24 protein-coding genes are annotated in these 24,546 nt (G+C 53.3%); 12 read left to right on the plus strand and 12 right to left on the minus strand.

Going from position 1 to position 24,546, the window contains the following annotated elements; all coding sequences use genetic code 11:
* Positions 1-14: 14 nt before the first annotated feature.
* Both MKZ15_RS05975 and MKZ15_RS05980 read right to left on the minus strand, forming a co-directional pair.
* Entirely contained in the window at positions 15-422 is a 408-nt protein-coding gene (locus tag MKZ15_RS05975; protein WP_155606474.1) for a DUF3021 family protein, read from the minus strand.
* A gap of 12 nt (positions 423-434) precedes the next feature.
* The gene (locus MKZ15_RS05980) at positions 435-872 is read right to left on the minus strand and encodes a LytTR family DNA-binding domain-containing protein (RefSeq protein WP_155606475.1); all 438 of its coding nucleotides are present in this window, start codon (positions 870-872) and stop codon (positions 435-437) included.
* 239 nt (positions 873-1,111) lie between these two features.
* Between MKZ15_RS05980 and MKZ15_RS05985 the strand changes: the two genes are divergently transcribed.
* From MKZ15_RS05985 to MKZ15_RS06005, 5 genes are all read left to right on the plus strand, one after another.
* Positions 1,112-2,233 (plus strand): outer membrane lipoprotein carrier protein LolA, encoded by a 1,122-nt coding sequence (locus tag MKZ15_RS05985; protein WP_193415523.1) that lies wholly within the window; start codon positions 1,112-1,114, stop codon positions 2,231-2,233.
* Positions 2,234-2,449: 216 nt separating this feature from the next.
* Positions 2,450-3,631, plus strand: a complete 1,182-nt coding sequence (alr, locus tag MKZ15_RS05990; RefSeq protein WP_193415522.1) for an alanine racemase — start codon at positions 2,450-2,452, stop codon at positions 3,629-3,631.
* A 246-nt stretch (positions 3,632-3,877) separates the two neighbouring features.
* Positions 3,878-4,159 carry a ribbon-helix-helix protein, CopG family gene (locus tag MKZ15_RS05995; RefSeq protein ID WP_018750966.1) on the plus strand — a complete coding sequence of 94 codons (282 nt, stop codon included), beginning with the start codon at positions 3,878-3,880 and terminating at the stop codon, positions 4,157-4,159.
* Between the two features lie 3 nt (positions 4,160-4,162).
* On the plus strand, positions 4,163-4,513 hold the full coding sequence (locus MKZ15_RS06000; protein ID WP_059046614.1) for a type II toxin-antitoxin system PemK/MazF family toxin: 351 nt from the start codon (positions 4,163-4,165) through the stop codon (positions 4,511-4,513).
* Between the two features lie 171 nt (positions 4,514-4,684).
* Positions 4,685-4,972 (plus strand): hypothetical protein, encoded by a 288-nt coding sequence (locus MKZ15_RS06005; RefSeq protein WP_339820626.1) that lies wholly within the window; start codon positions 4,685-4,687, stop codon positions 4,970-4,972.
* A 79-nt stretch (positions 4,973-5,051) separates the two neighbouring features.
* Here the strand turns inward: MKZ15_RS06005 and MKZ15_RS06010 are convergent, their stop codons facing one another.
* From MKZ15_RS06010 to MKZ15_RS06035, 6 genes are all read right to left on the minus strand, one after another.
* Positions 5,052-5,861 (minus strand): ABC-2 family transporter protein, encoded by an 810-nt coding sequence (locus MKZ15_RS06010; protein WP_213623433.1) that lies wholly within the window; start codon positions 5,859-5,861, stop codon positions 5,052-5,054.
* Between the two features lie 4 nt (positions 5,862-5,865).
* Positions 5,866-6,669 (minus strand): ABC-2 family transporter protein, encoded by an 804-nt coding sequence (locus MKZ15_RS06015; protein ID WP_339820630.1) that lies wholly within the window; start codon positions 6,667-6,669, stop codon positions 5,866-5,868.
* A 4-nt stretch (positions 6,670-6,673) separates the two neighbouring features.
* Positions 6,674-7,723, minus strand: a complete 1,050-nt coding sequence (locus tag MKZ15_RS06020; RefSeq protein ID WP_213623431.1) for an ATP-binding cassette domain-containing protein — start codon at positions 7,721-7,723, stop codon at positions 6,674-6,676.
* A gap of 100 nt (positions 7,724-7,823) precedes the next feature.
* Positions 7,824-8,996, minus strand: a complete 1,173-nt coding sequence (locus MKZ15_RS06025; RefSeq protein WP_339820638.1) for an ABC transporter permease — start codon at positions 8,994-8,996, stop codon at positions 7,824-7,826.
* Positions 8,993-9,694, minus strand: a complete 702-nt coding sequence (locus MKZ15_RS06030) for an ABC transporter ATP-binding protein (protein WP_193415517.1) — start codon at positions 9,692-9,694, stop codon at positions 8,993-8,995. Before MKZ15_RS06030 ends, MKZ15_RS06025 begins: the two co-directional genes overlap by 4 nt.
* Complete coding sequence (locus MKZ15_RS06035; protein WP_339820641.1) at positions 9,694-11,124, minus strand: efflux RND transporter periplasmic adaptor subunit; 1,431 nt, start codon at positions 11,122-11,124, stop codon at positions 9,694-9,696. The genes MKZ15_RS06030 and MKZ15_RS06035 overlap by 1 nt, the downstream gene beginning before the upstream one ends.
* Positions 11,125-11,360: 236 nt before the next feature.
* On the opposite strand from MKZ15_RS06035, the gene MKZ15_RS06040 reads away from it, so the two are divergent.
* Both MKZ15_RS06040 and MKZ15_RS06045 read left to right on the plus strand, forming a co-directional pair.
* A complete protein-coding gene (locus MKZ15_RS06040; RefSeq protein WP_155606481.1) occupies positions 11,361-11,717 on the plus strand; it encodes a DUF4190 domain-containing protein in 357 nt (118 codons plus the stop codon).
* Between the two features lie 148 nt (positions 11,718-11,865).
* Complete coding sequence (locus MKZ15_RS06045; protein ID WP_339820644.1) at positions 11,866-14,100, plus strand: Tex family protein; 2,235 nt, start codon at positions 11,866-11,868, stop codon at positions 14,098-14,100.
* An 80-nt stretch (positions 14,101-14,180) separates the two neighbouring features.
* Here the strand turns inward: MKZ15_RS06045 and MKZ15_RS06050 are convergent, their stop codons facing one another.
* A complete protein-coding gene (locus MKZ15_RS06050) occupies positions 14,181-14,864 on the minus strand; it encodes a Crp/Fnr family transcriptional regulator (protein WP_155606483.1) in 684 nt (227 codons plus the stop codon).
* 240 nt (positions 14,865-15,104) lie between these two features.
* Between MKZ15_RS06050 and MKZ15_RS06055 the strand changes: the two genes are divergently transcribed.
* The 4 genes from MKZ15_RS06055 (at position 15,105) to MKZ15_RS06070 (ending at position 21,536) form a co-directional block, all read left to right on the plus strand.
* Entirely contained in the window at positions 15,105-16,259 is a 1,155-nt protein-coding gene (locus tag MKZ15_RS06055) for an HD domain-containing phosphohydrolase (protein WP_213623428.1), read from the plus strand.
* 154 nt (positions 16,260-16,413) lie between these two features.
* Positions 16,414-18,192: an adenylate/guanylate cyclase domain-containing protein gene (locus MKZ15_RS06060; protein WP_213623427.1), complete on the plus strand. Its 1,779-nt coding sequence runs from the start codon at positions 16,414-16,416 to the stop codon at positions 18,190-18,192.
* Positions 18,189-20,012 (plus strand): FecR domain-containing protein, encoded by a 1,824-nt coding sequence (locus tag MKZ15_RS06065; protein WP_339820647.1) that lies wholly within the window; start codon positions 18,189-18,191, stop codon positions 20,010-20,012. The genes MKZ15_RS06060 and MKZ15_RS06065 overlap by 4 nt, the downstream gene beginning before the upstream one ends.
* A gap of 42 nt (positions 20,013-20,054) precedes the next feature.
* Positions 20,055-21,536: a hypothetical protein gene (locus tag MKZ15_RS06070; RefSeq protein ID WP_339820648.1), complete on the plus strand. Its 1,482-nt coding sequence runs from the start codon at positions 20,055-20,057 to the stop codon at positions 21,534-21,536.
* A gap of 99 nt (positions 21,537-21,635) precedes the next feature.
* Here the strand turns inward: MKZ15_RS06070 and cmpA are convergent, their stop codons facing one another.
* Both cmpA and MKZ15_RS06080 read right to left on the minus strand, forming a co-directional pair.
* Positions 21,636-21,776, minus strand: a complete 141-nt coding sequence (gene cmpA / locus MKZ15_RS06075) for a cortex morphogenetic protein CmpA (protein WP_155606484.1) — start codon at positions 21,774-21,776, stop codon at positions 21,636-21,638.
* Between the two features lie 953 nt (positions 21,777-22,729).
* Positions 22,730-23,080 carry a hydrolase/acyltransferase gene (locus MKZ15_RS06080; RefSeq protein ID WP_193415510.1) on the minus strand — a complete coding sequence of 117 codons (351 nt, stop codon included), beginning with the start codon at positions 23,078-23,080 and terminating at the stop codon, positions 22,730-22,732.
* A 120-nt stretch (positions 23,081-23,200) separates the two neighbouring features.
* Between MKZ15_RS06080 and MKZ15_RS06085 the strand changes: the two genes are divergently transcribed.
* The gene (locus MKZ15_RS06085) at positions 23,201-23,671 is read left to right on the plus strand and encodes a SprT family protein (RefSeq protein WP_155606486.1); all 471 of its coding nucleotides are present in this window, start codon (positions 23,201-23,203) and stop codon (positions 23,669-23,671) included.
* Positions 23,672-23,909: 238 nt separating this feature from the next.
* Here MKZ15_RS06085 and MKZ15_RS06090 read toward each other — a convergent pair whose 3' ends face one another.
* A complete protein-coding gene (locus tag MKZ15_RS06090; RefSeq protein WP_193415509.1) occupies positions 23,910-24,467 on the minus strand; it encodes a helix-turn-helix domain-containing protein in 558 nt (185 codons plus the stop codon).
* Between the last annotated feature and the right edge of the window lie 79 nt (positions 24,468-24,546).

Genomic DNA, 24,546 nt, shown 5'->3' on the forward strand with positions numbered 1-24,546 from the left:
CCCTCCGACTTCAACTATTTGTTATGTTTGGATTGAATCTGCTGATTAATTTTATCCGCATCCACGCGGTCCTTGATGATCAGAACGCCGTATACGGCAAAATATACCACCACCGACATGCCGCTGATTACTGCGAAATTGGGCCAATCCATCGGAAATACGTGAAATAGCCACCCGATGGCAAATACCGAAAACAACACGGTCACGATATCAACAAGGATGGATGGCCACAGGCTCTTCCAGGGGATGCGATCGGTAAGCGTCATTAAGAAGGTGATGCATGTCGTCATAGCAAAAATCTGCAAGGCAATCAGGGTCGTTAAGGAAGGGAGCAGATCCAGCAGTGACAAACCTGAGAAAATCAAAATAACGAACGTAAACGAGATGCAATCGATCGTGAAGTAGGTTTTAAATTGGGTCATCCTTCAGCCCTCCTAAAAATTGAATTTTTCCTTAAATCCCTGCACGTAATGGCGATTAATGACCAGCTTCTCCCCGTTTTGGAGGCGAGCCTCGAAACGCCCGTTAATTAGGGCTCTCACGCTGGATAACTTCGCAATATTCATAATGCAGCTTTTGCTGATCCGAACGAAATCGGCTTTAGCTAGCTGCTGCTCCAGCTCGTAAAGCTTCAGGCTGCAATCGTAGACGTCCTTCTCGCAATAAGCAAAAGTCTTGTCGTCGATCGATTCGAAGTAGAAGATATCTTCCGGTCGCAGGGGATGGACGGCACCGTCCTTTTTGCCCATGATGGAAAAACCATACAGCCGTATCTGGGCGATCAATTTCTCCAAATCGGCGTCGATCAGCTGGCATTTGATCGTAATTTCTACGTCCTCGTGGTCGAGGGATTGTTCAATAATCAATTTCAAAGGATTCACTCCTCGGGGTTCGGGGTAAGTCACATCCGCTGTGAAATGAGTTGGTGAGTTAACCATAGCACGCTGTTTTTTGCATACGCAATACCGTAATCGGTAAACTGCATTTGCGGCAGGGTAACCTGCATTCGGCAACTTGTCTTCGCCCTGCTGGGGCTAGTCTGCATAATCGGCCAAGTTCCCTCATAGACATGTATCAGTTTAGGAAATCAAACTGCAGAGGGGATGATCTCATGCGCCGTTTCACGTGGATGCTGACCATCGTGATAGCCTTAAGCTTCGTGCTGGCTGCATGCGGGAAAAAGGACGCCGATGGCGTCGTCAAGGATTTGGACAAAGTGGTTGCCCAGTTGGAGAGTTATCAAGGTTCAGGCACGATGACGCTTTATACGGGTGACAAGCCTCAGGAGTACAAGGTGGAAGTTTGGTATCAAAACCCGTCGTTCTACCGGATCGCACTCACGAATGCACAGAAGGACGTCACGCAAATCGTGCTCCGCAATGAACAAGGAGTGTTCGTACTGACGCCAAGCCTGAACAAGAGCTTCCGCTTCCAAAGCGACTGGCCGGAGAACCAAGGTCAGGTGTATCTGTACCAAACGCTGGCTCGCAGCATTTTGAGCGACAGTTCGCGGCAATTCGAAAGCGATAAGGAGAACTACATCTTCGAAGTCGCGGCCAATTACAACACCCATGCCTTAGTGCGGCAAAAAATCTGGCTGGCCAAAGATGACTATGCGCCGAAGCAAGTGCAGGTATCCGATGCCGAGGCGAAAGTCGTCGTCGAAGTGAAATTCGATAAATTCGACTTCGATGCCAAGTTCGACAAGAACTCGTTTGACATGCAGCACAATCTGGATACGGCGGCTCAGGATTCTCAAGGCACGCTGCTGGAAGTCGATGAGAACGGCATGCTCGTGGAGAAGACGCCAACTGAGGAGGGCGCAGGCGCTAACGGCGATGCCGCGTCCAGCGAAGCGGATGGCGCGAAAACTCCGGCTACACCGGCTTTAACCGAACCTTTTGGCGTGATTATCCCGACTTATCTGCCGGAAGGTGTCTTGTACCAGGATGACAAAGCCGTGGAAGGTGCCGATCGCACGACCGTCATGCTGCGTTATGATGGTACATATCAATTTACGCTATCGGAGACGCGTTCCCCGGACCGCACCGCTTCGCTCGTACCGGGCGAACTGGTCGACATGGGCTTTACGTGGGGACTTCTGACCGGCGATGCGCTGCGGACCCTCACCTGGACCGTGGACGGGCTGGAATTCCGGATTACCAGCGAGAATTTGCCGGTGACCGAAATGGTTAAAGTCGCCGCATCGATGCAGGACCAAACCGGTAAATAAAGTCAGAACAGGCGGATTGCGGCTGCGCCGGCGGGAGACTTCTCCCACCGGCCCCGACGATTCGCTTCTTTATTCTATAGCGAGGTTGTAACTGAAAACGGCCCTTCTTTCGCAATTGGGTTCTTTTGCAGAATTGACAGTCGCATCCATGAACATTACCATTAGGTTATTGCTCAGATATTTGAACTCTCAATCTTTGGAGAAGGTGACCCGAAAGTGCAAGTGATGTATCGACCTACCCGTGCGGAAATTGATTTGGACGCGCTGCGCAGCAATTTCGAGGAATTGCGAAGAAGACAACCGGCGGACATGAAAATGCTGGCATGTGTGAAAGCTAATGCTTATGGGCACGGCGCCGTGCTCGTAGCGAAGGAGTTGGAACGGATCGGCGCGGATTACCTCAGCGTCGCGTTCCTGGATGAAGCGCTGGAGCTCCGGAAAGCCGGTGTAAAGCTGCCGATTCTGGTGCTCGGGTATACGCCGCCCCACGGGGTTCGCGCCGCGTGGGAGCAAGATATCACGCTGAACGTATTCAGCATGGAAGTGCTGGAGGCGATCGAAGCGCTGCATCCCGACGAATTCCCGCACAAGCTGAAAGTCCATATCAAGATCGATTCCGGCATGGGCCGCGTCGGACTGCTGCCCGGAGAAGAAGCGGTCGCCTTCATACGCAAGGCCACGCAAGCGCCGCAGGTGGAAGTGGAAGGCCTGTTCACTCATTATTCCACGGCGGACGAGGAAGACAAAAGCTATACATTGGAACAATTTCGCCGGTTTCAGGGTGTGGTGGACGCGCTGCGGGAACATGAAATTCGTATCCCGATCATACATACGGGGAACAGCGCAATCGCCATCGATATGCCGGAACTGTCAGTACAAATGGTTCGCATCGGCATCGCTTTGTACGGCTTGTATCCGTCCGACGAGGTCCGCCGCGATCAAGTGCGGCTCACCCCGGTTTTATCTTTGAAAACCGAAACGGTACGGGTTAAGACGCTGCCGCCTCATTCCGCCATCAGCTATGGAGCGAAATACGTCACCCAGCAGGAGGAGCGCATTGCCACCCTCCCGATCGGGTATGCCGATGGATATTCGCGATTGCTGAACGGCAAAGCACAAGTACTGATACGCGGCCGCCGCGTTCCTGTAGCAGGCGTTATTTGTATGGACCAATGTATGGTATCGCTTCAAGCTTTGGCTGAGGAAGCCGAAGAAATTCAAGCCGGCGAAGAGGTTGTACTCATCGGCCGGCAAGCCGGCGAGGAAATTACCGCCGGGGAGCTGGCTTCCGCCATGGGAACGATCCATTACGAGTTGATCTGCATGCTGGCCCACCGAGTGCCCCGGGTATACAGACGGAAGGGTGAACCTGACGTATTGCTAAACCCGCTGCTGTGACAGAATGGAGCGGCAGACAAAATTCTACAAAACTTTTTCCTGAGGGAAGGAATTTATGCCGAGTCTATCGAATACTAAACATGGAAATGATCAGGTATGTACGGCACGAGCGTTTTTGTTTATAATGAAATGCAGCATACTTGATATACTATCGGCATATATTTCTTTTGTATAAATTTCCTTGAATAATGCTATACTGATATCAGGAAACAGGGTCGAGTAGGTTTTGGGGGTGGAAGTTTTAAGATGGCCAATATGCACAACACCAAAAGAATTATGATCAGTTTGCCGGATCATCTTTTGCAGGAAGTCGATGGAATCGTCGCGATGGAGAATTCCAACCGCAGCGAGTTGATCAGGCAGGCCATGAAGCTGTATCTGAACGAGCGGAAGAAACGATTCATCCGGGAATCGATGCAGCGCGGCTATATGGAGATGGCAAAAATCAATTTGTCCATGGCCTCCGAAGCGTTCCACGCGGAAGAAGATGCAGACATCACTCTGGACCGCCTAGTAAGCGGGGTGTAAACATTGATCGTAAAGCGCGGCGACGTTTTTTTTGCAGACCTCTCTCCTGTGGTAGGATCAGAGCAGGGTGGGGTCAGACCGGTGCTTATCATCCAGAATGATATCGGAAATCGATTCAGCCCAACGGCTATTGTTGCCGCTATTACGGCGCAAATCCAAAAGGCGAAATTGCCAACCCATGTTGAGATTGACGCGGCTACGCACGGATTTGATAGGGATTCCGTCATCTTGCTGGAGCAAATTCGAACGATCGACAAACAAAGATTAACGGATAAAATTACGCATTTGGACGATGAGACGATGAAGAAAGTGAATGATTCGCTGCTCATCAGTCTCGGTTTAATCGATTTTTGAGTTTTCTTTAACTAATGCGTTTTCAGATTGCTTCAAACGCTCTGGACTTTGCTCCGGGGCGTTTTTTGTTTTGCCGATAATTTTGATAAAAGAATCTTATGATTTTGCTATTTCGATCGGAGGCAATTCGAGTACGATGAGAGTAATCACGGATAAAGGAGAGGTTGCCGTTTGAACGCTCAATATGAAATCTATGACGATCCCTTTAAAATGTTGATTTTGTTGGCGACATTCGTGGCGCAGCAGCAAGGCAGCAAGCTGGATTACGAAAATGTAGCATCTTTCGAAAACGACAAGTTTTCGCTTGCGAACGGCCGGTTCCTGTATAAGAAGGATCAGGTCGAGATCACCTGGTACCAGTTCCTGGGTCGCGATATCCAGTGTAACAAGGACCTGACCCGGCAGGAGTACAACCGAATGTTCGTGGATTGCATGGCATCGGTGTACGGGGTGAGCTGAGCGTCAACGAGAAGAGGAGGCTCCAAGGAATTTGATAGGCATTGCTTCCTTGCATGAGCAAGGGAGGCAATGCCTGTTTTTAGTTCCCCACACTTTCGTATTTCGTAAGTCCGATACGTAAAATCAGCAGGGCTAGGAAGACGAAATAGACAGCGACCAGCGGGCCGAGCCAACCCCAGTAACTCCAGGGAGCCTTGCTGAATATGGCGGCCGCCGGAAAGAAGCTGACGAACGCAAACGGCACGACAAGCGAAATAAAAAGCTGCAGGCCTTGTGAAAAAATGGTGATCGGATATTTGGCGAACTCGCCGAGATTGTGGATCATGATCGGGAAGGCGTTCCCGCTGCTGCGAATCCAGAAACCCGAGCAGTTTGCCGCCAGATTGATGGCGACCCGAGTCGTCATTGCGGAAACGAAAAGCAGGAAAGCCATAGCCACATGTTGCGCGCTCCAAGCGATATCCATACGAGTTAACGACATGACGATAATACTCCCGCCGATCACAATGTTGCCAAGTCCGTTCATCCCGATTCCCGTGCAGAAAATTTGCAGCACAAGCGGAACCGGCCGAACGAGATAACGATCCAGCTCTCCCATATTGATCAGCCGCAGCATCCGCCAGGTACCTTCGAAAAACAGCGACCCGACGCCCTCCGACACATAAATCGCGGCGTACATAAAAGCTACTTCCCACAGCCCCCAGCCTTGAATATCCGGGATGCGGGAGAACACCACCCACAGGAATAAAAAGCCGGTGATTTGGGTCAGCGCCGCGGATCCCACCATGATATAGAAGTCTGCAGAGTATTCCATCATCGCCTTAAGCTGCTGGCTGTAAAGCCGCCAGTATAGATATAAAATCCGCCAAGGCGTATTTCTGATTTTCATGACCTTATCCTCCGTGAATCGTAATTTGCCGGATGGCCCGGGACCACAGCATCTTGCCTAACAGCCAGAGCAAGACGATCCAGCCCAGCTGTATTGCGATCAGTTCCAGCGCTTCGAAGCTCCCCCTCATCCCGAGGCCGATCATGACCGGCGTGTTCACAATCCCCTGGAAAGGCAGTACCATGGCGAAGGATTGCAGCCAGCCCGGAAAGAATGCCAGCGGCACGAGCGCGCCGGATAGCAGGTTGGTAATGGAGACTCTGGCCCAATAAATGCCGAAACCGCTGGTGGTCCAAAAGCAGAGCAAAGCAGACAAATAGACGATACAAAATTTCAACAGAATGGAGGAAAGCAGGCTTAAGGCAAACAGCGTAAGAGTCCAAACGTCATGCGGCAAGGTAATGCCGAAGGTGAATATCGCCGCAAGTCCAATCAGGATGCAGCTCAACAGCCCTTCCAACACACAGGAGCCAAGGGTCTCCGCGAGTCTGGCTTTTTGGAATTGGATCGGACGCAGCAGGTCCATCATCACGCTGCCGTCGATGATTTTATTTGTAATACTCGATTCGGAGTAATAGGACAGCATCGAGTTTACGAAGAACGTGACCAGCAAGTAAGCTTGCATCTGCTCCCATGTAAAGCCGGAGAGCTGATCCCTGCCGATATAAACGGCCTGCCAGAGAAAGTACATTGCAATTAACCCGATAAAGCCGGATAAGAAATTTAAGATGAATGAGAGCCGGTAAGCCAGTGTGTTTTGCATGGAACAAAGTGCAAGTGTGATATATTTCTTGAAGGCCGGTGCCATAGGATTAAGCACTTCCCTTCCCGGCAGCGGCCAACTCCGCCGCATCCAGCTGTCCATCATAAACGCGGCGGATGATTTCTTCGATACTGGGCTCATCGATGCGAAAATCGATAACCTCCGCATGGCTCATGACCCGTTTGACGATATCGCTGGCCGTGCTGCGAAAACGGTTAAAACGGATCGATAATGAAAACGCAGCCTCCGAGCCGTCGTTTGTCCGTTTGACGCTTACTTCCGGCAAGTCCCGAAACAAGCTCTCCGCATCCGACAAAGGCGAGCTTAATTGGATATGTAGGGTACGCTCCTGGGCAAATGCGTCTTTCACTTCTTGCAATTTGCCGTCGTATATGATTCTGCCCTGATCAATGATGACCAGACGCTCGCATAAATCCTCAATATCGCCAAGGTCATGTGTGGTCAGAAGGATCGTAGTTCCTTTCTCCCGGTTCATCTCTTTGATAAAATCACGAATCCGATGCTTCACCGCAACATCGAGCCCGATCGTCGGCTCGTCGAGGTAGACGATCTTCGGATCATGCAGCAGGGCGGCGGCCAAATCGGCACGCATCCTTTGCCCAAGCGACAGCTTGCGGGCCGATAGGTGAAGATAGTCCTCCATCCCAAGCAGTTCCGAAAAAGCATCCATATTTTTCTTGAACACCGTAGTCGGAACCTGATAGATATCTCTCAGCAATGCCAGCGATTCCCGGACCGGGATGTCCCACCAAAGCTGCGTTCGCTGGCCAAAGACCGCCCCGATCCGTTGGGCATTCTCCATCCTTTGCTTGTAGGGGACCAGCCCGTCAACCGTGATCTCGCCGTCGGAAGGAACGAGCACGCCGCTGAGCATTTTGATCGTTGTCGATTTTCCCGCGCCGTTAGGGCCGACGTAAGCAACGCTCTCCCCTTCCTCGATGCTCAGATCGATCCCTTCAACGGCACATTTATCCTTGTACCGTTGGGTAAACAAATGCTTCACCGCACCAGACAGTCCTGGGTCTTTGACCGCCTGCCGGAACACTTTCCGCAGTCCTCTTGTCTCAATTAAACTCAATGTTTTCTCTTCCTTCCCCCTCGAATTCTATTTTAATATATAGCATAATTTCCTTACTTTTCTAACCTAAAATATTGTATTCTTTCGCTATTTTCTTCGCTTATTCGGTGCGCAACGCGTAAATCGGGCGAAGCTTGGCCGCCTTGTTGGCCGGAATCATCCCGAAGACGACGCCGATGAACAAGGAGAAGCCAAAAGCGATGAGGACGATCGGAAAGGAGACGGTTGTCGTCAAAGCTGAGTAGTGTCCAATCAATGCGCAGGCGCCGTAGCCCAACGCGATTCCGATTAAACCGCCGAAGCCGCTGAGCGCCGTCGATTCGACCATGAACTGCATCAAGATGTCGCGTTTCTTGGCGCCGATCGCTTTGCGTACGCCAATTTCTCGTGTACGCTCGCTTACAGACACAAGCATGATATTCATGATCCCGATGCCGCCGACAAGCAGTGAGATGCCGGCGATGCCGCCGAGAGCCAGTGACAGCATCTGGGTCGTCGAGTTCAACGTATCAAGCATTTCTTGAGAGTTAAAGATGCTGTAGGCGTTGTCGGCGTTCTGGAACTTCTTGTCCAAGTCAGCTTCCAGCGAGGTTTTGACCGTATCGATTTCCTTGGTGTCCTGCACCTGGACCGTAATCGAACGCACGCCGCGGCTTTGCAGAAAGCGCTCCGCCGTGGCGATCGGAATCAACAGCTTATTGTCGTTGGATGCGGTCAAGCTCGAGCCCTTCGACTCCAGCAAACCAACGATGGTGAAGCTGCTCCCGTTAAGCTGAATCGTTTGTCCGACCGGGTTGTCGGTACCGAAGTAAGTGCTGGCTGCTTCCGTGCCGATCAATGCCACCTTCATGCGGAATTCGTTGTCCATATCGATGATGTAACGACCGGCTTGGACGTGGAAATCCTGAACCTCCTCGTAGGAAGGGGCAATGCCCTCAATCGATAGGGTATCGTTGGTTGTCCCTTTCTTGGCGGTGACGGAGCCGCTGATCACGGGCGATACGGCTTTCACTCCATCGAGGTCTCCCAAAGCCATCGCCTCCTCGAAAGAGAGCGAGGTTGCGCTGCCCCGGCCCATGATATTTACCGTGAGCAGATCGGTTCCCAGACCTTCAAGCTGATCGGTAATTTGCGACGTCGTGCCTTGCCCCACAGAGACGAGCGTAATCACGGAAGAGACGCCGATGATGATGCCAAGCATGGTGAGAAAAGAACGGATCTTAGCGCCTGCGATGCTCTTCCAGGCCATTTTGACGCTTTGCAGCAGGTTCATGCCGGGTTCCCCCGATCTTCGACAATCCGTCCATCCTGAATCCGAATGAGCCGTTTGGCTTGCTCGGCGATGGAGAGGTCATGGGTGATGATGATGATCGTATGGCCCAGCGCGTTCAGTTCCTTCATTTTATCCATCACCTCGACGCCGGTTTTGCTGTCGAGCGCCCCGGTCGGTTCATCCGCAAGGAGCATCGGCGGCGCGCCGGCGATCGCTCGGGCGATCGCCACCCGCTGTTGCTGCCCGCCCGACAATTCGGACGGGCGGTGGTGCATCCGGTCGTCCAAGCCGACGAGACGGAGCGACTCCTCGACGGATCTTTTCCGCTCCTTATGCGGAACATTGCGGTAGATTAACGGGAGCTCGACATTTTCGTAGGCGGTTAATTTGGGCAGCAGATTAAACTGCTGAAAAATGAACCCGATCTTCTCGTTGCGAATCGTCGCCAGCTTATTATCGGATAGCTTGCGAACGTCCTGTCCGTCGAGCAGATAAGTGCCTTCGTTCGCTACGTCCAGGCAGCCCAGCATGTTCATTAGCGTGGATTTGCCGGAGCCGGACGGACCGATAATGGCCACGAATTCGCCGTGCCCGACCTGGAAGCTGATCTCGCTTAACACGGTCATCATTTCACCGGCCATGCGATAACCATGGCCAAGGTTCTGCACGTCAATCAGCGGGGGATGTGCTAGGGCCATTATCTGCCACCTCCGCCGCCAAATCCACCTCCGCCGCCGGTGGGGGCAGACCCGCCTCCGCCGGGCTCCGCACCTCCGCCGAACCCAGCGCCGCTACCGCCGCTAAATCCACTTTCTCCACCAAATCCGCCCTGGATTCTTGTCTGCTGCTGCTGGTTGGCGGAACCGGAGGAGTTGCTGATCACCGTAGGAATGATGACCTCCTGGCCTTCAGTTAATCCGCTGACGATTTCGATTAACGTTTCGTTATGCGCGCCGACCTCTACGACTTGCATGCGACCTCCCATGCCACCGGTCCTCCCGGCGGCTCCGTTTGCTCCGGTGCCCCGGCCCTGGCGGTTCGCCGGGGCCTCCGAGGCACCGCTGCTTCGGGTGCCGGAACCGGTTTGCGGCGGCGTTCCTTCGGCGTCCAGTGCGGCCCCGGGCTGGCCCGTCCGACCGGCGCCGGTCGCACCCTCGGCCGGGTTCGCCACACCCGCGGCTGCGCTCTCTGTGCCGGCTTCGGTTCCCGCTAACAAGACTACGTACCGGCCGCCCCGCTGCTGAACCGCCTCGATCGGCAGGGTCAAAACGTCCTGTTTTTCCTCGGTGATAATCGTCGCTTCCGCCGACATGCCTACCCGCACGCCCTCGGAATCGTTTAGTGCAATCGTGACGTCAAATAACGATACGCCGCCTGAGGCAGTCCCTTCGTCGGCGATGTCGGAGACAGTGCCTTCAAAGGTCTGATCCGGAAGGGCATCGACCTGTACGGTCGCCTTCATCCCCTCCTTGACGCTAGGGATATCCAGTTCATCGACTTGAATCTTGACGCTCAGCTTCTGGTAATCGTTAATGACGAATAGTTCGGCACCGGTTTTGGCCTGTTCGCCAGCCGTGATATTGACAGCCGTGACGGTGCCGTCGATCGGCGAGGTTAACGGGTCAGGGGGCACCATATCCTCCTTCTGCTTGGCAATCTCCGTTTCGGTGTTGCCGATGTTCAGCTCCTGTTTGGTGATCGACTTTTTCGTGGCGTTCAGCGTCTGTTCATCGGCTCCTTCCTGCACCTGACGCTTAAACTGCTCCTGCAAATCGACTAGGTCCAATTGTTGCGACTCCAAGGAGGATTGCTGCGCTTTGAGGTTATCGGAGTTATCGGTGCCTTCAAAAGTAAGCAGCACCTGTCCTTTTTTTACGATATCTCCCGCCTTTACGCGAACCTCACTGACTTTGCCTTCGTCTTTCGTGCGGACGCTTTCGCTCTCCGTAGAGACGGTAGAACCCGAACCGGAGACGCTGACCGTAATGTCGCCTTTGCTGACCCGCGTCGTATTCTGAACGGGTGTCGCTGCTTGCTTCGGTTTGTTCGGAATCGTTAAGATCAAAATCAGGGCGATCGCGATAATGCCCCCGGCTCCAATCCCGATCCATAACCACTTCTTCTTCAATCGAATCCCTCCAACCTATGTATTCCGCCAACAAGCGTCGGGGCTTGTACGGCCCTTTACACTCAACAAGTCGAACCTATTTTAAGGGATGAAGATGAGGCCAACCTGAAGTCTAGCTGAAAGTTTTCTGAATGGATTTTTGATAAAGCCGGGGTTTGCGAAAAAATATATCATGGCGTCATCTGCTACGATCAAGTACAATAAATGTAACATTTTCCGGGGAGGAACCTTTTTTCATGGATCAACGTCCGTCTGAAACGCCTTATTCCTATTCCACCTTCAGTCAGTATCCGCCGTCGGCACCGCCGGCGCCGGCAAAAACGAACGGAAAGTCGATCGTGTCGCTGGTGTTGGGCATTTTATCGATCGTCATTCCTTATGTAGGCTTTATTCTGGGGATCGTCGCTATTGTATTCTCCAGCCTGTCGTTCAAAGAGATCAAACGCACGGGCGAGCAGGGCAAGGGACTTAGTGTCGCCGGCCTCGTTTGCGGCATCGTTGGCACGGTGTTGTACGGCATCATTATCGTGATCGCGATCATCGCGGTTCTGGTATATGCCACAACGTTTGATTCGACGTACAGCACGTTTTAAATTGCCCGTAACTAAGCACCGCTGCCTTAAGGCGCGGTGTTTCTTTGTTTTTCCCCGGAGGTGATCGCCCGGACACGCTGGAAAAGGCGTGCAAAGTTTGTGATAATAGAAACAATCGCAATTTTTTGAATGAAAGAGGGATTCTGCCATGGCGCAAACGGAGACGAACGGAACAGCGGTACAAGGTACGGCCGACACGGGGGAACAGGAGCGGATCATCGTTCAAATCGCCAAGGAGCTGGGATTATCGCTGAAGCAGGTACGAACGACGATCGGGCTATTGGACGAAGGCAACACGATTCCGTTTATCGCTCGTTACCGGAAAGAAATGACCGGAGAACTCGACGAGAACCAGCTACGCGACATCGAGGAGCGGACGCAATATCTCCGCAATCTAGAGGAGCGGAAACGGGAAGTCATTCGAATCATCGACGAGCAGGGGAAACTGACGGACGAGTTGGCGGCGGCTATCGGGAAGGCGGTAAAGCTGCAGGAAGTGGAGGACTTGTATCGACCATACCGTCAAAAGCGGAAAACCCGGGCGAGCGTGGCTAAGGAGAAAGGGCTGGAGCCGCTGACGGAATGGCTGTTGTCGCAGCCGAAGCAGGGCGATCCGTTGGGGGAAGCGGCGAAGTTCACGGCGGCTGCCGGGATCGAAAACGGTGTGGATACGGCCGAGGAGGCGCTGCAAGGCGCGATGGATATCGTGGCCGAACAAGTGGCAGACGAAGCCGTCATTCGGGCTTGGGTCCGCAAATATACGATGGATCACGGGCTGATGGTGTCCGAGGCGAAGACGCCGGAAGAGGAATCCGTCTACGAGATGTATTACAACTACCGGGAGGCCGCGAAAAAAATGCCGTCCCACCGCATCCTCGCCATGAACCGCGGCGAGCGGGAGAACGTGCTGAAGGTATCGCTGGAAGTGGACGCCGAAGCGATTTGCCGCTACATCGCCGGCCAGGTCATCCGCGGGCGTTCCGCGACGGAGGACGTGCTGCGCGCGGTGATCGACGATGCTTATAAACGCCTGATCGCCCCGTCGATCGAGCGGGAGGTGCGCGGCGAGCTGACGGAGAAAGCCGAAGCCCAGGCGATATCGATCTTCGCCGGCAATCTGCGCAGCTTGCTGCTGCAGCCGCCGGTTCGAGGTAAGAACGTGCTTGGTGTTGACCCGGCCTACCGGACCGGCTGTAAGCTCGCCGTTGTCGACGACACCGGCAAACTGCTGGAGGTGGCGGTCACTTACCCGACGCCGCCGAACAACAAGAAACGGGAGGCGGCGGCCAAGTTCCACGAGCTGATCGACAAATACGGCGTCGAGCTGATCGTGATTGGCAACGGCACCGCTTCGCGGGAGACCGAACAGTTCGTTGCCGAGGTCATCGCCGAACGCAAGGGCAAGGACCGTGAGCTGGCGTACCTGATCGTCAACGAAGCGGGGGCGAGCGTCTATTCCGCCTCCAAGCTGGCGCAGGAGGAATTTCCGGATCTGGACGTCGCGGAGCGGAGCGCGGCTTCCATCGCGCGGCGGCTACAAGATCCGCTGGCAGAGCTGGTCAAGATTGAGCCGAAGGCGATTGGTGTTGGGCAATACCAACATGACGTCTCCCAGAAGCATCTTGACGAAAGCTTGAAGAACGTCGTGGAATCGGCTGTAAACCACGTCGGTGTGGACGTGAATACCGCTTCCCCGGCGCTCTTGTCCTACGTGTCCGGCGTTAACGCGACTACGGCGAAGAACATTGTTAAATTCCGCGAAGAGAACGGGCGTTTCAAGAGCCGCAAACAGCTGCAGAAGGTGCCGCGGCTCGGCGCCAAAACGTTCGAGCAGTGCGTCGGCTTCCTGCGGATTGACGGAGGGGAGCATCCGCTCGATAAGACGCCGATTCACCCGGAATCTTATGACGTGGTGACCCGACTGTTTGCGGAGCTGGGCGTTTCTTTGAATCAGTTGGGCTCCAAGGAGCTGAATGAGAAGCTGGCTGGGCTGGATCCCGGCGAGCTGGCGCCTCGCCTCGAGGTTGGCGTCCCAACGCTGCGCGACATTCTCGAAAGCCTGCAGCGCCCAGGACGCGATCCACGCGAGGAGCTGCCGCTGCCGATCTTCCGTACCGACGTGCTGAAGATCGAGGACTTGGTCCCGGGCATGGAGCTGCAGGGAACCGTACGTAATGTCATCGATTTTGGTGCTTTCGTTGATATCGGGATCAAAAACGATGGGCTTGTGCATATCTCCCAGTTGAGCAACGGGTACGTAAAGCATCCGATGGATGTCGTTTCCGTCGGCGACAATGTGACCGTTTGGGTGCTGAACGTGGATATCAAGAAGGGGCGGGTTGGTTTGACGATGCGAGGCCCTGCCGAAGTGAAGGCACAGTAATGTAAGGTAGTAAAAAAAGAGAGCCGAAGCCGCGAAATGTTTCGCGGCTTCGGCTCTTTTTTGCGATACGTTCCCAAGCTCTAGAGTCCGGCGGATTGCCGGAGCTTGTCCGGCGCGAGGACGAGGATCATTTTCTTGTCAACCCGGATCAGTTCGCTGTACTGCAGATCCAGCATCACCTTGGTCACCGTTTCGCGTACGGTGCCGGACATGTCGGCAAGCTGCTGGTGCGTTAGCTTAAAGGCAATGAGAATGCCGTCCGATTTCGGTGTGCCGTGCTGCTCCATCAAGCGCAGCAGCGTTCGCACAATCCGGGTACGGGCATCCAGCAATGTCAAGTCCATAATCAACTCATTCGCCTTCCGCAGGCGTCCGAGCGTCGTCTCCAGGATTTTTAAGGAAATCAGCGGGTTTTGCTGCAGCAAGCCGATGAAATCCCGCCGTTTCAACACATAAAGGAGCGATTTCTCAATCGTCCGCGCCGAAGCGGATCGCAACTGCACGCTCTCCAGCAATGCCATCTCCCCAAAGAAATCCCCTTCACTCAACACCGATAAGATAATTTCCCGATTCTCGTCGTTTCGATAAATATGGATGAGGCCGGATTGGATCAGGTACAGCTCGTCCCCTTCCTCCTCTTCCCAAAAAATCGTAGTCCCTTTATCGTATTCCCGAGTGATGAACAGCGGCGCCATTTTGGCAAGATCCACGGGATCCAAATGCTCGAAATACGGAAAACGTCGGATGAGTTCGAAATCGTTCATCAGCTTGCCTCCTTTGGTCAAAAATGGCGTCGGACCGAAAGACCCATTTCTTGTAGCAGGGTTTCGGGATCGAAACACGAAAAACAGTGACTTTTTTCATATTTTGTAGCTTGGGCTACAAAATTTTGGATTTTATCCTGATAAAGTAGTCCCTAAGCATTACATTCGCGATGATTCGACAGTTTTCCTTCCATCTCGAAATATCGGATCGGAGAAGGTAGAAATATAGGGGGTTGGAGTATGAAATCGATACGTGTGGAGTTGTTGAAGCCGGGCGACGTTCTGGGAAGAGCCGTACTGAGCCGTACGGGCTTATCGATACTGGAGGAAGGCACGATGTTTACGGAGGCTTACATTAAGCGGATTAAGGAGCTTGGCATTACCTCGGTTTTTGTGCGGGAGGTTCCGGGGCAGGCTAGGACTGAATTTGAGGAGAATCATTTCATCTCGTTGTCAGGTGGGGCCGCTGCATTAGCTGCGGATGCAATGGACGGCACGGACGTCCCGGATCCGCGGGTTCGAAAACAAGCGATGGAGGAATTAGTGGCGTTAACGTTACCGGAAAATATAGAGGGCCGGCTTTCGACGCCCTTGATCGAGGAACGATTCAAGCGGTTGTTTCGCGGCATGATCTGCGATATTTCCTCGCATGCCAAGCTGATCGACCAACTGGCGTTGATGCTTCAATGCGATCGGCGGCTCTTTGATCATTCATTGAATGTGGCGAAGCTGACCGCCATGCTGGGGGTTTCCCGCCAGTTCGATAACGCCAGGCTGCTGGACCTGACGGTGGGGGGGCTCTTGTTCGATATTGGCATGACTCGCATGCCGCGATCATTAATCCGCGCAAAACGGAGACTGTCTCAGGAAGAGCGGAAGACGCTGGAGAACCATGCAATCGAAGGCTATCGTATCATGATGGCGCTTGACGGGGTTTCGACCGAATCGGCTAAATGCGCCTTGCTGCACCACGAGCGTTACGACGGCAGCGGATACCCTGTCCGGATGTCGGGTGGAGAAATCCCCGAAATGGCGCAGATGGTGGCGATGGCCGACGTCTTTGATGCTTTGACTTCGCCGCGATATCATCGGCAGGCCTATACGGAAAACGAGGCGATCGAGTTTTTGTTCGGGGCCGGGGGGCGGTATTTCGATGCAGAGCTCGTCAAGCAATTCGTCAAGCATATTTCCTTGTTCCCGGTCTCTACGCTCATCAAGCTGAGCAATGGTCAGATCGCGGAGGTTGCGTCCAATGCCAATGGCTTCGCACATCGCCCGGTCGTACGCATCCTTCGGGAGGCGGACGGTACCCGAGTACGCTCCCCGTATGAACTGGACTTATCGATGAAGCGGGATGTCGTCGTGCTGCATTCTTGCGAAGAATTGCATTCCTAATCGCATTACCGAGCCAGCGAACCGGATTCGCTGGCTTTCCATTTCCGGGCAGGCTTGAAGATCGGAGGAGATTTATCCAAAAAAATCGAAGACTAGGACAAAAGTTGTGTTATTCTTAAATTGGAACCATGACAATCAATCGGGAAGTGAATGTGTGAGGCGCAGATTGTTTACCGTTTGGGGCGTGCTGATCGGCATCGCCTTGTTTCTAGTTTATCGGGGATACCCAAGCAGTTTGGATTCATGGGTAGAGGACCGGGTTTACCAGAGGCAGGGATTCGCCGACTCGAGAATCGTCCTGATCGGTATTGATGATGAAAGTATACGCTCACTTGGACAATGGCCTTGGCCGCGTAGCGTTCATGCCGAGCTGTTGGATCGAATATCGTCCGGACATCCGGCCGTTGTCGCGTTTGACTTGACCTTTCAGGTGCCGTCTTCGTCACCTGGCGAAGATGCGGCGTGGGTTGAGGCGGTTTCGAAGGCTGGAAATGTTGTTCTGCCTACCTATGGCACCTTTCCGCCTTTTCAGAAGCGGGGGGTGGTCCAGGCTTTGACGCTAGCTGACCCGTTTGACGCTTTGCGTGAGGCAGCCGCTGCCGTAGGACATATTAATGTGATGGCCGATCAGGATCAGATCGTACGTCGTTCCCTGCTTCGTTTCGAGTATAAAGGCCGAGCGGTTAACCATATGGCGTGGGAGATTTACCGGTTGTATGCCACGCATGTGCAGGATCGAAATCCGTCCGGAGGAATGAGACCCCTCGAATCGCCGCCAGTAGACGAATTCGGGCGGTTTGTCGTCCCGTTTACCGGCATTCCTGGACAATATGAGATGTTTTCCTATGCCTCCGTGTTGCGAGGTGATATTCCCGCCGATTATTTTGCTGACAAGATCGTGATGATCGGGCCGTATACAGCTTCCCTCCAAGACAACTACGTCACTCCTCTGGATCATCATACCCCTATGTACGGCGTGGAGATTCACGCCAATATCGTACAAGCCCTGTTAGAGAACAACGATAAGAAAACGGTGGAATGGCATTGGAATGCATTGCTGCTGCTTGTCATGGGTGCCGCTGCCTATGTTTTCTTTCGTCTGGTACATCCCGCTTATTCACTGCTGATGCTTGCCGTATTGACTGCCCTGTTGCTTGCTGGCGGGAGATGGCTTTATGACAAAGGTCTGCTGATTTCCATCGGTTATCCGCTGATATTCCTGGGTGCATTCTATTTAGCGGCGCTGCTGTTGCGCTATTTTTACGAATGGACGGAGCGGCGGAGAGTGACCGAGATTTTTGGACGATATGTGGCCCCGCAAGTGGTCAACCAGATTTTATCGGCCGGAAGGGATGGCTTAAAGCTTGGGGGTGTCCGTCGCACGTTGACGGTGATGTTCGTTGACATCCGTGGATTTACGTCCTTATCCGAGTCATCAGAACCGGAGGAGATCGTTTCGGTCGTCAACGAGTATCTGGATTTGGCAGCGCGCTGCATATTTAGGTACGAAGGAACGTTGGACAAGTTTATCGGGGATGCTGCAATGGCCATATTTAATGCGCCGCTGGAACAGGAGGATCATGCCTTCAAAGCCGTACAGGCGGCATTAGCAATCCAGAAAGGTGCAGCGGAGCTGGAAAGCAAGTGGAAAGCGAGGCTGAACCGTGAGATTTCGTTTGGCATAGGCATCCATACAGGGCCGGCGGTATTTGGGAACATCGGTTCGCGGAAACGGATGGATTATACTGCAATCGGAGATACGGTGAACACGGCGGCACGGTTGGAAAGTCGGGCTAAGCCGGGACGGATTTTGCTCAGCGAGGCCGTTTATGTGCAGATTGAAGGAAGAGTGGCCGTCTCAAGATCCGGCTTCTATCAACTCAAAGGTAAAGAGCAGGAAATTGTGGCTTACGAAGTGGAGGGTTTACTTTGAAATTCATCAGGATCGTGCTGTCTCTGGTGCTGGCAGTGACGCTGCTATCGCCGGGGGCGGCGATGGCAAAGGACACGAAGAAAATGGGGAAAATTCTGGACGTCTCCGGCAGTGCCGTGGTGAACAAGGGCGGCGAGAAGAAGTTCAAGGCCGTGAAAAATATGGCTGTAACCGAAGGCGACGTACTGCTCACCGGCGAGGAAGGACGCGTTGAGCTGGAGTTGGACAGCGACAAGCTGGTATACATTGGACCGGATACGAAGCTGATGATTCATGAATTGGTGAAAAGCGCCAAGGCGATGGAGGGAAAGACGAGCTTATCTCTCCAAAAGGGCAGCGTATTGATCAAAGTGAAGAAGAAGCTGACCGAAGATTCACGTTTTGAAATCAAAACGCCAACCACCGTGATGGGCGTAATGGGTACAGAGTTTATCGTCGGATATGCACAGGCACAGACCTACGTTGGCGTCCTAGAAGGCCGTGTTGCGGTAAGAAGAGCAATCTTGGCAGAGGCGACTGCCGAGGTCACGGTTCGCCCTGGGGAGCAGCTTCGGCGGACGGCTGATGGCACCGGAGCGGTCGAAGCGCTTGATTGGGGAGATCTTCCGCTGTTTGTTTTGGAGCAGCATTATGAAGATCTGAAATCAGCCGGGGGGACCTTGCCCGAGGTGCTGGAATTGTTGCAGCGAACCATCGAACGGAAAACGGAAGAGGAGCTCAGCGACCGGCAGGGCGGGAGAACTGCAGCTACTGCGGTCATTCGGTTTGAAGATGAAGGTGTTGGCTCACCGGGATCATTGACTCCCTCCGGTAATTCGAGCGGTGGGCATGACCCAGCTCCAACTAACCCCACGGTCATTTCCGTGCCGCAATTTGAACAGGATCCGGAACGGCGCATCGATGTTAGCATCGTGTTGAAGCTGTACGGAGATCGGATTACGAGGGTGATGCGGGCCGACACAGAAACGGACCTGGTGGAAGGCGCAGATTACGTGGTGGCGGCGGGATCCAATTCCGATCAGACGGTATTGGTTATCCGGGCTTCTTATATGCAGGGCATTGAGGACGGGATCGAATCTTTGGGGCTGAAGCTGTTTTTTGCCTCTGGGTTTCATCTGCCGATGATTGAGCTGCATGCCCGCTTGCCTCAACCGCCAGAGGTGGATATGGAACGGATAGGGAATGAGCCTTACTCCTTGGTTTGGGATTTGTCCACCCTCTCCATCCCGTTTACGATGCCAATCGAATTTAATACGGGGGCTGGGGCGCCTGATCCGGTAGAATCGGCGATTACATTAACTAATGCGGTAGCCTACGATCCGGATCATCCTCGTCCAATTGATGCATCCGGCTTGAGTATCGAAGGAAACCGTCTGATCATTAAGCTGGATGGATTCCTCGAGCTTAAATCGGAGATCACCTTCTATATTCAGGATGGATTACTCCGTAACCCGAATACCGGTGATTTGCAGCAGCTTATCGAGCTCTCATCCGAGGTGAAACCGCATGCGGACCGCGAACAAGTGACCTACAGCAAATCGCAGCCCGGGGATCTCGTCTGGCTCGTAAACGGCCTCGGAGATGCGTTTGGACCGGACGACGATTATGATACGGTGCTGTCCGATCCGATGGGCGCGCAACCACAAATCTTGATGCCGCTACAGGACTTCAGCGCGGAGAATGAGGGTTCGCAGCTGCGGTTCACGTTGAGACAAGCTTTCTTGAATACGTTGGATCCGGGAGAGTATCTTCTTCAGATCCCATTTGAGTATCTGGATGTCTTGGATCATGCGGTAATCAAGATTACGGTTGAGAATTAAAGATATGGATTGTTTGCAAGTTAGATCGGGAGGAGGTTAGACATGTTAATGAAGGCCGTGCGATTCAGTGTTCGAACTGCGTTGTTGAGCGCGGGGCTCTTGATTGGGTTGTCTGGTAGTGTATTAAGCCCCATCCCGGTAGGGTGGGCGCTGGCTTCTAGCGTTACGGATAAGATGATTGAGCCGACGGGCCTTGCCTTTGCTTCCGATGGAACGCTGCTGGCCGCCGACGCGGGTGCCAAACGGATTTTGGCATGGGACGGAACCGCTTGGACAGCCTACACCGGTTTGGCGACGGAGACGGAGAATGGAGGGTACAGGGATGGTTCGATTGGCCAAGCCTTGTTTAAACGTCCGGCTTTTCTTACTAGTGACGACCGAGGAACCGTTTATGTCAGCGATCCGGACAATCAGGTCATCCGCAAAATCAAAAACGGCACAGTATATACTTTTGCCGGAACCGGCGAAGCGGGGTATCGTGACGGAGCAGCGAAGGAAGCGCAATTTCACAATCCGACAGGAATCGCGCTGGATGGGGAAGGAAATCTATACGTGGCGGATACGCTTAATCACGTGATACGCCGAATTGCTCCGGATGGTACGGTGAGTACGTGGGCTGGGCAACCAGGGGAGAAGGGCGGCTATACGGACGGAGCCCGTTCGTCGGCCCGGTTTAACGAGCCGCTTGGACTGGCCTGGGGAGATAACGGGCTATATGTCGCCGACAGCGGCAACCAGGTCATCCGCCATATTCGGGCGGAGGGGGTGGTGACCTATGCCGGGGTACCGGGGCAGCCCGATCGCGACACCGGTTACTTGAGCGGCGGCTATCGCAACGGTGAACGGGAGCAGGCCCGGTTTAACCATCCGACGGGATTGGCCTATGGGGATGGGGTCCTCTATGTGGCCGATCGACTGAACCATCGAATACGCGCCATTACGCCTACCGGACGTGTAGTAACATTGGATTTCGGCAAAGCAGAGGCGTTAATCCCAGTAACCGGCAACTTGACGGAGCAACCCGCAGGATCGTTGACGACAGGAAGGCTTGCGCAGCCTTACGGGCTCACCTATCGCTCCGGAGATCTTTACATGAGTGATGCCATCGGCGGTGTGGTTCGGAAGGTTCAGGTGAGTGCAGATGCGCTGCCCGTACTGCGCAGCGACGTTGATTTGCTGGATACCGTCGATCTAGAGCCCGCCCGGGACCAGCTTCAGGTATGGTTTGACGGCCAGCTTGTCCGATTTTCAGGAGCTGCGCAACCTATCACTCGACAGGAGCACATCTATTTACCGGTGCGGGAGTTGTTTGAAGCGTGGGGCGCACAGGTGACGTGGTCTGAAGATCGGGAGGAGCTCTCTCTTAAAAAAGGGACGTGGCAAGTGGCGTTTTCAGCCCGGCGGTCAGGTGTGCTGCGGATCGGCGGGAAGTTCTACGTGGAGTCCCGGTTTCTAATCGATGCGCTCGATTATCTCGTCGTTTGGGACGAGGAGTTTCATGCGCTGGTGATTGGCAGTGACTAAAGCGGAATTCAAATCTAACATATAACGAGAATACGGGGCTGTTCCAAAGTTGGCCGTTCATGCCGCTGTGGAGCCGCCCCTTGTGTTTTGGATCAGCCGTTATTGCATCGGGTTGGTGTTGTCAGTGTGGCTGTTTCGGCGACTGTAGTAAAAAAACCAACAATCGTTGAGCAGACGAATCTGACGACGATCTCTCTTGTTAAAGGCACGCATGATCTGATTGCTGAGCCAGTTCGGCAAGCGTATCCCCTCCTCCGGTAACCCATTGGTATGGTTAGGGTATGGGGCATTTCCCCAATCCGTGCAAGTCCCCCATAAAACGGAAACTAAAATTCCGGCGTTTGATCACGAAGCGGGAATCGGAGGAGCTGATTCGGCGTCGAATCTTGAATTCAGCCGGGCCCTCCGCTGCTCACGTAGGTTATACCTACGCTGCGCTGCTCAGTCCCTAGCTTCATTCAACCTTCTCGGTGCTGAAAAGCCTGCATTTTAGTCTTCATTGAAACAGAAACTAAAATTCCGGCTTTTGATCACGAAGGGGAATCGGAGGAGCGGATTCGGCGTCGAATCTTGCGCTCACCCTCGAAGTACGGTGCTCATGTAGGCTCCACCTACACTGCGCTCCTCCTTCTTCGGGTTTACGCAACCTTCTCGGTGCTGAAAAGCCTGCATTTTAGTCTTCATTGAAACGGAAACTAAGATTCCGGCGTTTGATCACGAAGCGGGATCGGAGGTGGTGATTCAGCGTCGAATCTTGAATTCAGCCGGGCCCTCCGCTGCTCACGCGACTCTAACGGAACTCAGAGACGCTATTTGCCCGAAACGGGGCATGCTCCGATTCTAACGGAACGAGGAGACCTTATTTACGGCAAAAGCAGAGAAATGGCTGCCCAATTGGTTGAATAAGGTCATTTCGTTCCGTTACAGCGGGAAATCGTCGGGAAATGAGCGAATAAGGTCTCTACGTTCCGTTAGAGCGACGTAGGCTCGCGAGGAACGACGTAGGCTCGCGAGGAGCAACGTTGCCTCATCGGGACGACGTTAGATCTACGAGGAGCAAAGCTACACCATCGGGGATGGGGATGGGGATGCCGGAATCTCACAACATAAATAGCCGGCTGAACGGCCCTCATCGCAATGAGCAGCTAGTCCAGTCGGCTTGGGTTGGATCTATTAAGCGGTACGAAACGAATCTACGCGCCTTCTTCCTCGTACCATTGCTCGAGCTGAGCCTGGAGGGCGCGGATTTCGGTGAGCAGCGAGATCAGGGGGTAGTTTTCCTCGCGGATTGCGGAAAAAGCGGACTCCAGTCCGTTGATATAATCCAGACCGCTCGTGGTCTGCAACGATTCCTGCAGGAGATCGAGCTGGTCGCATTCGGCAATTGCACGCGGCAGCGACGGAATCTCAGAGGCCGTCAATTTATCGATTTCCTTGTTCAGCCGCAGATTCAAAGCGCTGAGCTGGTAGGCATAGTCGCGGGGCATTTCTACGAAAACTAGATCCGGGCCTTGCTGCAAAATAACGTATCTCATTAGGGACATGCTTGCGATTCTCCTTTTCTATCCATCCTACTTGACAGTGTAGCGTAAGGAGAAGTTAAAATTCAAGTAATGAATCTAGCAGATTTCTAGCACTCACGACAACAGGAAGGGGAGAGGACGATGACGGATGAGCAGCTGCAAGCCTGGATCGAGCAAATCTCGCTGCGTTCCTTCGGCGTGCCTTTCCGGCACCAAGCCCGGTTTAACAGCCGGCTCCGAACGACAGGGGGCCGCTATTTTATGAAAAGCCATCATATCGAAATTAATCCCGCTCAGCTCGTCACCTACGGAGAGGAGGAAGTCGAGCGCATCATCAAGCATGAATTATGCCACTACCACCTGCATTTGGCGGGACGAGGGTATCAGCATCGCGACGCGGACTTTAAGGCCCTGCTTCAAAAAGTCGGCGGCAGCCGGTACTGCCATTCTTTACCCGGGAGCAAGCAACGGAAGGTCTTACCGCACCGCTACAAGCTGGTGTGCGCGGATTGCGGGATGGAGTATCTGCGGAAACGCCGCGTCGATCCGAACCGGTACCGCTGCGGGAAATGCGCCGGCCGACTGCGCCTATATACGTTATCCGGCGGCTAAGGATGTGTTATACTTAGATCAAACGACATAAGGAGTGATTGAAGATGGCTCAATCCCAAGCCAAGAAGCAGCGGCAAAAGCTCATCCGCGAAGGAAAACGCAGCCCGGAACTCAGCCGCAGCCCGTTTGCGTTTCAAGATCTGCGAACCCGAAAGACGAAAACGAAGCAGGAACAACTTCATCGGCAAAAATATAAGAACCACGCTTCCCCTTACGGAGACGATGGTTCTTTTTATTTTCAGTCCTCGGTTTCGCTGCTTTTTGCTATGGTCGTAAATATTTCGTATTGCTTACTATCCTCGGTTGTTTTGGACTGGTGTTTTTTTAGAAACGCCGTGATCCACGCTTGAAATTCCTCAACTTCCTGCGGAGTCAAATACACGTGATCGTTGCTTAACTGCCCGGAAGACGTATCGGAGCGAGAGGATTTCAAAAAACGTTTCTTACTTTCGTCGTATAAATTGCTCAACAGCTTCTCGGTTTCTGTTAAAGCGACCTGCTTGAGCGAATCGTCGAAGTAGCTCTTCTTAATATGAATGGCGCCCTCAAAAGGTTCATAATATTTCGCGGTGATGCCATTAATAACCTTGGTGTCCACGAGCTGCAAGAGACCGATACTCTCTAGCTTTTTGGCATGATAATAGACTTTAGCCGGAACTTCGCCCATCGTATCCGCCACTTCCTTCATCGTCGCTGGACGATTCAATTGCTTGAATGTATCCAGGATTTGAAGACGATATGGGTCGGAATAGATCCGAATGTCCTCCAGCGTTTTCAATTCCTTCGCCTCGTTCACCTGTAAGCCCCCTACCCGAACATAAGACGGTTGACCGTCACTTATTTTAAGTATAGCTCGGGCCTATAAATTGCGCAAA

The sequence above is a fragment of the Paenibacillus sp. FSL R7-0216 genome (genome assembly GCF_037969915.1).
GTDB classification, from domain to species: Bacteria; Bacillota; Bacilli; order Paenibacillales; family Paenibacillaceae; genus Fontibacillus; species Fontibacillus rhizolycopersici.